General features: G+C 70.2%; 7 protein-coding genes, 1 tRNA gene and 1 riboswitch. Of the genes, 5 read left to right on the top strand and 3 right to left on the bottom strand.

Going from position 1 to position 8,449, the window contains the following annotated elements:
- Positions 1-306: 306 nt before the first annotated feature.
- Positions 307-645 (top strand): MerR family transcriptional regulator, encoded by a 339-nt coding sequence (locus ACIOEW_RS13825; protein ID WP_401963928.1) that lies wholly within the window; start codon positions 307-309, stop codon positions 643-645.
- Between the two features lie 438 nt (positions 646-1,083).
- Here ACIOEW_RS13825 and ACIOEW_RS13820 read toward each other — a convergent pair whose 3' ends face one another.
- Together ACIOEW_RS13820 and ACIOEW_RS13815 are read right to left on the bottom strand one after the other, a co-directional pair.
- The gene (locus tag ACIOEW_RS13820; protein ID WP_362540486.1) at positions 1,084-1,494 is read right to left on the bottom strand and encodes an SHOCT domain-containing protein; all 411 of its coding nucleotides are present in this window, start codon (positions 1,492-1,494) and stop codon (positions 1,084-1,086) included.
- 143 nt (positions 1,495-1,637) lie between these two features.
- A complete protein-coding gene (locus ACIOEW_RS13815) occupies positions 1,638-2,027 on the bottom strand; it encodes a hypothetical protein (protein ID WP_401963926.1) in 390 nt (129 codons plus the stop codon).
- A gap of 478 nt (positions 2,028-2,505) precedes the next feature.
- Between ACIOEW_RS13815 and ACIOEW_RS13810 the strand changes: the two genes are divergently transcribed.
- From ACIOEW_RS13810 to ACIOEW_RS13795, 4 genes are all read left to right on the top strand, one after another.
- Positions 2,506-2,579 (top strand) — tRNA-Met (locus ACIOEW_RS13810).
- Between the two features lie 211 nt (positions 2,580-2,790).
- The gene (locus ACIOEW_RS13805; RefSeq protein WP_362540492.1) at positions 2,791-3,954 is read left to right on the top strand and encodes a PP2C family protein-serine/threonine phosphatase; all 1,164 of its coding nucleotides are present in this window, start codon (positions 2,791-2,793) and stop codon (positions 3,952-3,954) included.
- Between the two features lie 273 nt (positions 3,955-4,227).
- A riboswitch (cyclic di-AMP (ydaO/yuaA leader) is annotated at positions 4,228-4,381 on the top strand.
- An 11-nt stretch (positions 4,382-4,392) separates the two neighbouring features.
- Entirely contained in the window at positions 4,393-5,568 is a 1,176-nt protein-coding gene (locus tag ACIOEW_RS13800; RefSeq protein WP_362540495.1) for a M23 family metallopeptidase, read from the top strand.
- Positions 5,569-5,732: 164 nt separating this feature from the next.
- On the top strand, positions 5,733-6,677 hold the full coding sequence (locus tag ACIOEW_RS13795) for an aldo/keto reductase (RefSeq protein WP_401963923.1): 945 nt from the start codon (positions 5,733-5,735) through the stop codon (positions 6,675-6,677).
- Between the two features lie 36 nt (positions 6,678-6,713).
- Here ACIOEW_RS13795 and ACIOEW_RS13790 read toward each other — a convergent pair whose 3' ends face one another.
- Positions 6,714-8,444, bottom strand: coding sequence for a PrsW family glutamic-type intramembrane protease (locus ACIOEW_RS13790; protein ID WP_401963921.1), 1,731 nt, complete (start codon positions 8,442-8,444; stop codon positions 6,714-6,716).
- Positions 8,445-8,449 lie beyond the last annotated feature (5 nt).

The following is an 8,449-nucleotide window of genomic DNA, read 5'->3' as shown; positions in this document are numbered from 1 at the left end:
AGACAGGCCACAGAGCAGTACCAGTAGTAGGCAAGTGATTGATCCCAGAGGGAAGAAACGGAGGAACCAGGCGCCATCAGGATCGCCCGGGCGGAGTCTTGAGCCCGGGTACCGCAGGACATCGATAGTGAGGTGGTCTCCGGTCAAGCAACCGCGATCCCCGCATCCCCGACAACTTCCAGGTCGGGTCGGCGGATACAGAAGGCCGGCGCAGTATCAGGGCCGGCAGATGGTGTAGCAGTTCCTTCGGGGCCCGGGTGCCATATGGCACCCGGGCCCCTCCACGCGTTCCGCAGAGAGGTGCAAATGACAGCAGACGACTCGTTCGGCCGTCTCGACGACGACGACTACCCCGCCTACACGATGGGCCGGGCCGCCGAGATGCTCGGCACCACCCAGGGCTTCCTCCGCGCCATCGGCGATGCCCGCCTGATCACCCCGTTGCGCTCCGCGGGCGGCCACCGCCGATACTCCCGCTACCAGCTGCGCATCGCCGCCCGCGCCCGGGAACTCGTCGACCAGGGCACCCCCATCGAGGCCGCCTGCCGCATCGTCATCCTCGAGGACCAGCTCGAAGAAGCCCAGCGCATCAACGCCGAATACCGCCACGCCGCCGAACCGGAGGACGCGACGACCACGGGCTGAGGCGACGGGTGCCCGTCCCGTGCGACCTTCCGGCCTGCGCCGGCATCCCCGTCGAGTCCGGTGACCCAGGCGCCGTCGCGGATCTCGCTGCCCGGCCCGACGGTCACCGTTCACGCGGCGGCGGGACCGTGAGGGCGGCCTGGTGAATGGTGTCGGTGATGGTCATTCCGACCCCGGGTACGACAGCCACCGTCCCCGCCGGGCGCCGGGCGGCGAACTCGTGGGTGCCGCCTGCCGAGTCGGTTCGGATCGGTGTCTGACGCCCGCACCGTACTTCTTCGGCCGCTGAGCCAGGGCGGGCAGACACCCCGCGACCGGCCGCAGTGACCTGACACGACGACACGACGACATGACGCCGGCGCCGGCCATGACGCCGGCGCCGGCCATGACGCCGGCGCCGGCCATGAGGCCGGCACCGGCGCCGTGCGCCAGGGTGGTTCAGACGAGGAGCTTCGTCTTGGCCCGCTGGTACTCCTCGTCCGTGATGGCGCCCTTGTCCCTGAGGTCCGCGAGTTTCGACAGATCCTCGACGTGGCTGCTCTTCGGCGCACCGTTCGCGTCGGACGTGCCCGCCGCGTCTCTCACGTACGCCTTGAAGGCCGCGTCACGTTCCTTCGCTTCCTTCACATCACGCGTACCCATGGATTTGCCGCGCGCGATGACGTAGATCAGCACGCCCAGATACGGCAGCACCAGGGCCAGGATCAGCCAGCCCGCCTTCGCCCAGCCGCCGAGGTCGTCACTGCGGAAGATGTCCATGATGACCCGGAACAGGAGGAAGAGCCACATGATCCAGAGGAAGAACCAGAGCATGGTCCAGAACAGGTTGAGCAGGGGGTAGTCGTCCATCGGTCCACTCCAGGCGCCGCGTCGAATGACTGAGTCTGAAATCAGTCATATCACCGCATTTATGCATGCGCCCGTTGGGGTTTTCCGTACTCCGCCAAGAGGGGAAAGAGGGGCGGGTGGGGCGATGCGACGCGGTGCGGCGGCTACTTCTCCGATACAGGGGCGGCGGAGACGGGGGCCTCGGCCGGGGCCGTGGCGGTGGAGTGGTCTGCGGGCTCGGCCTGCCGCGGAATCGCGGATGCGGCCCGGGTCTCCGCCGTGCGTGCGGCCGCTGCGGCCTTTCGGCTGTGTATCAGGAGTCCGACGAAGCCGGCGAAGAAACCGCTGAGCAGGCCCGATATCGCGTGGTTGACCGCGTTGAGCGATTCGCTGTCAGGAAGCCCGATGACCGCGTAGTTCACGCCCGCGCTCATCACGGCCCCCACCAGCCCGCCGATGACACCGCCGATGGCGGCTCCGCGTACGGGTGAGGGAGGCGTGGCCGAGGTGGCCGGAGTGGTGGGAGCGGGGGCAGAGGTGAGTGGTGCGGTCATCGTCGGGGGCCCTCCAGGCAGGCTGCGATGAGAGACCGGGAGCGGCCTGACGGGCGCGGCGACATGCACGCTCCGGGGCCTGCTCGCACGGGCAGCCCACCGGTCCGCGGGATGCAGCAGTCACCTTGCGGCAGAACACGTGTTCCTTGCAACACCTTCTCGTTTTCAACACTTTGACGGCATGGTGGAGAGCGTCTGCGGGGACGGAGCGTTTCCCGGCCGCCAAGGAGGCTGTGGGGGTGGTTTGTTCAGTTCTACCGCCGTCGAACTGCCGCCCCTGCCGCGTGGTTGGGGCGGGGCTGGGCGTCGCTGCGGGCGTACCTGCGGGCGGTCGGTGCGGGCAGAGGGCTGCCATTGGTCGGTGGGGTGCCCGTCGGGCGGCTGTGCGGTCGTCGGGCCGGGTGGGGTGCCGTCTGCGGGGTGTGGGCGCCGAGTGGTCATGAGCGTCCCGAACATGCCGTAGAGTTGTGTTTACCGACGCGGGGTGGAGCAGCTCGGTAGCTCGCTGGGCTCATAACCCAGAGGTCGCAGGTTCAAATCCTGTCCCCGCTACTGAAGAATCAGGCCCGGCATGCATACAGCGTGCCGGGCCTGATTCGTTCGTACGCCGTCGGCCCGCCGGGTCGCTCGGTGTGAGCCGCGTTTACGCGTACGTACCCCCATTGGCCGACGAGGAGTCGCTCCGCGACCCTGCTCCGGGAAGCCTGGGGTGGTACGCGGTACCGTCCGCGGCCGTGGGGTGCACCGGGCAGGAGACCAGCAGGTGGGGAAGCGGGAGAAGCGGCGGAAGAGGCGTGCAGGCGGGGTGCGGACCCGCCGGTTCGTCCGGGCGCTGCCTGCGCTGATGATCGCCGGGGGCGTGCTGTTCGACGCCCTCACCCCGCCCGCCTTCACGGCCATCCCGTTGTTCGCGGCGGCCCCGCTCATCGCCGCGCCGTTCTTCTCGCTGACCAGCACCATCCGTACCGGCGCTGCCGCGCTGCTGGCGGTCGTCGCGCTACGGATCTTCAACGGCAACCTGCTCCAGGTGGTGCCCTCCATCGAACTGCTCACCGTCCTCACCGTCTCCGTCCTCGCTGTCGTGATCAACGGGGTCGTGCGGCGCAGCAACGAGCAGCTGGCTTCGGCCCGTGTCATCGCGGAGACCGCCATGCGGGCGGTGCTGCCGACGCCGTCCGACCGGATCGGCGGGCTGTATGTCGCCGCGCGGTACGAGGCGGCGCAGGCGGACGAGTTCGTCGGCGGCGACCTGTTCTCGGTCACGAACACCCCGCAGGGGGTGCGGCTGGTGGTCGGGGACGTGCGCGGCAAGGGGCTGGACGCCGTGGAGGCGGTGGCGGTGATCATCGGGGCGTTCCGGGAGGCGGCCGAGCAGGAGGAGTCGCTGGAGGGTGTGGCGCAGCGGCTGGAGCGTGCGCTGGAGCGCGAGTCGAACACGCGCGGCGGCCTCGATGCGGTGGAGGGGTTCGTCACCGCCGTGCTGGCGGAGATCCCGCCGGGTGCCTCCGTGGTGCGGATCGTCAACCGCGGGCACCCCGAGCCGCTGCTGCTGCACACGGACGGGGCGCTGGAGGTGCTCGGGCCTTCGGTGCCGGCGCTGCCGCTGGGGATGGCCCTGGGGGAGTGGCCGGACCTGGCCGACGAGTGGGAGCTGCCCGCCGGGGCGACGCTCCTTCTCTACACGGACGGCCTCTCCGAGGCTCGTGACGTCGAAGGGGTCTTCTACGACCCCGCCGAGCGGCTGCGGGGCCGGATCTTCCCGGGGCCCGAGGAGCTGCTGTCCGCGCTGACCGATGACGTGCGGCTGCACACGGGCGGTGAGTCGACGGACGATATGGCGCTGCTCGCGGTCGGCCGGCCGGCCGAGGGCCAGCCCGACCGGCGCAGGACCGTGAAGATCGTCGGCCTGGGGGATGGCGGCGGGTGAGCCCGGTTCCGGGGCCGGGTGCGGTGGGAGCGGTTGGCCGCGATACCACCGTCCGTAACCGAAGGGCACCCCTCCGCATAACATTTGACGCAACGTCAGAAAGCGGGTAGTGGCTGAGAGGTGATCAACTCGTCCGTTTCCACCCGGTTGTGTCCCGTAAAGTCCAGGCCAAGGGCCTGAACGATCAGTGGGAACAGCTTGGAATCGGACCCTGGTGTCTATTAACGTTCGATAACGCAGTGCGGTTGTCCCAGCCGTCGTCAGTGGCGGCACCGTACGCGAGCGCCGAATCCCGCAAGGGAACCGGGGAACCACCTACATGGGGTGAATCGGGCATCTCTGTCTTGTGATGAGACGGAGGAACCCGTAGGAGACCTTCCTGCTCCGAACCCGTCAGCTAACCCGGTAGGCGAGAAGGAAGGAAAGGAGTGCGCCCCCGTGGCGTCCAACAAGCCTGCCCCCGAAGCTCCCTCCCGGTTCGTGTCCGAGTACGGCGATGACTTCGCGACCCGGCCCGGCACCTTTGTCGGTGCGGAGCACGAGGCCCCCTACGCGACCGATTACGGGACCGATCGGGGCAGTGGCTTCGGAAACGACTTCCGCGCCGACGACTCCGGGCCCGACAGGACCTGGGAGGAATGGAATCCCACCGAGGACTCCGTCCGTCCCGTGCGCGGCAAGCACCGCGTCGCCAAGCAGCGCAACGGTCTGGCCCGCAGCTCCACCGTCCTCGGCGTCGGCGTCATCGCGGCCGTCGGTGCGGGTGGCATGGCCACCGCCCAGAGCAAGCCGCCGGTCTCCATCTCTCTTCCCGATTCCATCTCGGACAATCTCCCCGACGCCAAGTCCCTCCCGGGCGTCGGCGCACTGTTCTCGGGCGAATCCGAATCCGAGTCCGCGGCGGAGAAGTCCGTGGCCGAGGTCGCCTCCGCCCCGCTGACGACCGCCGGCATCACCACCGCCGAGGCCGAGCAGGGCACCACCGACGCGGGTGAGGCCCTCCGCGCCCGCATCCTCCAGCAGGCCGAGCAGCAGCAGGACGCCGCCGACGCCGAGGTCAAGGCCGCCGCCGAGAAGGCCGCAGCCGAGAAGGCCGCCGCGGAGGCGAAGAAGCAGCAGGACGCCGCCGAGGCCAAGGTCGCCGCAGAGAAGAAGAAGGCGGCGGAGGAGGCGGCGAAGAAGGCGGAGGCCCTGCGGCTCGCCAAGCTCGCCGCCAGCTACGCCATCCCCACCTCCTCGTACACGATCACCTCGACCTTCGGCGAGGCCGGATCGATGTGGTCATCCGGCTACCACACGGGCCTCGACTTCGCGGCGCCCACCGGTACGCCGATCAAGGCGATCCACACCGGCACGGTCACGTCGGCCGGCTACTCCGGTTCCTACGGCTACCGCACGGTCCTGGAGCTGGAGGACGGCACGGAGCTGTGGTTCTGCCACCAGTCCTCGATGGATGTCAGCATCGGCCAGAAGGTCACGACCGGCGACACCATCGGACGCGTCGGCGCCACCGGCAACGTGACCGGCCCGCACCTCCACCTCGAGGTCCACACCCCGGACGGCACCGGCATCGACCCGATGACCTGGCTCCGCGCCCGGGGCCTGACGGTCTGAGACCGTTCGCCCCCGCCGGTTCCCCGGCCTGTGAAACCCCGGCAGCCCTGACGCTCACCCCCGACGTCAGGGCTGCCGGTCTGTTTCCACGGACGTACCGTCGTCATCGGTATAGCTGTACGGGTCATGGAATAGCGGACCAGGCGGAACGGGTTGTTCCCTCTATGACTTCTCTCCGCAAGCTCGGCTCCTCCGGCCTTCAGGTCTTCCCGCTCGCCCTCGGGGGCAACGTCTTCGGCTGGACCGCCGACGAGGCGCAGTCCTTCGCCGTTCTCGACGCGTACGCGGCGGCCGGCGGCAACTTCGTCGACACCGCCGACTCCTACTCGGCCTGGGTCCCCGGTAACGAGGGCGGCGAGTCGGAAACCCTCATCGGCAAGTGGCTCGCCGCACGCGGCAACCGTTCCGACATCGTCGTGGCCACCAAGGTCGGCGCCCACCCCGCGTACAAGGGGCTCTCCGCCACCACCATCAAGGCTGCCGCCGAGGAGTCGCTGCGCCGGCTCGGCACCGGCCACATCGACCTCTACTACACGCACTTCGACGACGAGACGGTCCCGGTCGAGGAGATCATCACCGCCCTCGACCAGCTGGTGAAGGACGGCAAGGTCCGCGAGATCGCCGCTTCCAACATCAGCCCCCAGCGGCTGCGCGCCTCGCTGGACTTCTCGGAGCGCGAGGGGCTCGCCCGGTACGTGGCGCTGCAGCCCCACTACAACCTTGTCTCCCGGGACACTTACGAGGGCGAGCTCCAGGACACCGCCGCCGGTGCCGGGCTCGCGGCCGTCCCGTACTTCGCCCTCGCCTCCGGGTTCCTCACCGGCAAGTACCGTCCGGGCACGGCCGTGGAGAGCGCCCGCGCCGGGAGCGCGGCCACGCACCTGGAGACGGAGCGCGGACAGAAGGTGCTTGCCGCGCTCGACAAGGTGGCCCAGGAGCACGAGGCCGAGATCGCGACCGTGGCGCTGGCGTGGCTGGCCGCGCAGCCGACCGTCGCCGCACCGATCGCCTCGGCCCGTACGGTCGAGCAGCTTCCCGCGCTGGTGGCCGTCGCCGGACTGCGGCTGACGGACCAGGAGCTGGCGGACCTCACTGAGGCTTCCGCCTGAGGCCTGTCCGACCCTGAGCTGCCGGACAGGTCGCCCTCACCCCTGTTGCCCGTACCGAGGCCGGTCGTACGGAGGGTTCGTGTGCGGGGGGTTCGTACGCGGGGGGTTCGTGTACGCCGGTGCGCTGTAGGGCCGGCCGGCGTACGGGTATCCGGCGTGCGGGTACGGGGCGTGGCCGCCGTTGGGTGGGTACGCCCCGTAGCCCGGGCTCTGGCTACGGACCTGTCCCTGAACCTGCCCCCGAACCTGTCCTTGGTACGGCTGGACCTGTCCCTGGGCTTGTCCTTGGTGCGGCCAGTGCCGCGGAGGCACGAACCGGGGGCGCAGGCGGCCCGTGGCCTGCGCCGCGTACACGAGGGCGGGGCCTGCCGTATCCCTGCGCTGCCACAGGTGGTGCAGCAACTCCCGCTCGCGCTCTGCGAAGTCCGGGCCCGCCGTGCCGCGGCGGGCCTGCCGGCGCAGAAAGGCCAGCGAGGTCGCGAACGACTCGTACTCGGCGACCGCGCGGGCGGCCGCCCTGCCCTGGGCCCTCACCATTTTCCGCTCCGTCCGCGCCGCGGAGGGTATGTGGGCGTGTGCGGGGTGATGTGCGTGCGCGGGAGCGGATCCCGGGTGGAACGCGTGACCGTGGGGCCTGCTGTACGGGCTGCCGGCCGCCGCTGCCGCCGCTGCCGCCGCTGCCGTCGCTCGTTGGCGTGCGACGTCCCTGGCCATGCCGCGGGCCCGCATCGAGGAGAGGGCGAGGGGTTCGGCCGGCGAAAGCCAGCCGGCCGCGGCATACACCGGCAGCTCGACGCCGAGGGTGCGCAGCTCGCGCAGTCGGGCCCAGACCGTCAGCCAGGTCACCAGCCCGAAGACCGGGACCATGAACGCCCCGTACACGGCGTAGAAGCCGTACGGGCCGAACGCGGACGACCCGTTCCACAGGGCGTGCATGCCCATCGCGAGGAGCAGGCCCAGCAGCGGGAGCACCATGCGCCGGACGCGCTGATGGCGCGCACTGCTCGCGGCGATCCCGAAACCGATGCCGGTCAGCACGGTGAAGAGCGGATGGGCGAACGGCGACATCACCGCACGTACGAAGAAGGTCGCCGCGGTCACGGAGGCGAACCCCGAGCCCGTGATCTGGTCCTCACCGAAGGCGTTGCCCAGGTAGAGGATGTTCTCGGTGAAGGCGAAACCTGTCGCGGTGAAGCCGGCGACGACCACGCCGTCGACGATCCCGCCGAAGTCCCGCCGCCGGAAGAGGAAGAGCAACAGGACGGCCGCCGCCTTGGCGCTCTCCTCCACGACGGGCGCTATGACCGTGGCGCCCAGCGTGTCCGCGCTGCCCGGGTCGGCCGTGGCGGTAGCGATCCACCGCGTCGCGAAGGAATTCGCGATGATCGCGACCAGGGCCGCCGCGCAGGCGCCCCAGGCGAAGGCGAACAGCATGTTGCGCCACGGGCCCGGTTCTACCCGGTCCAGCCAGCGGAACGCCGTCATCAGCACCGGGACGGGCAACACGGCCAGGCCCAGACCGACGAGGAACCCCTGCGTCCCCGTCTGGTCACGGACCAGAGCGAGGATCACCAGGCCGCAGAGCGCCAGCACGGTGAAGACGGCTACGACGCGGAGCGTCCTGCTCCGCCACAGCATGCCGACGCGGCGTGGGTGGTAACGCCACTGACCCCGGTCCGGCGCGGCAGCCAGGATCTCGCCGACCCGGTGCTCCTCGAGCACCGGGACGGCCGGCTGTGACTGTCGCTGAACAGACCCGTCGGACACCCCAC

The sequence above is a fragment of the Streptomyces sp. NPDC087901 genome (genome assembly GCF_044742205.1).
Lineage (GTDB): Bacteria > Actinomycetota > Actinomycetes > Streptomycetales > Streptomycetaceae > Streptomyces.
Note: the sequence above shows the minus strand (reverse complement) of the source record. Positions and strands in the feature narration are given on the sequence as shown.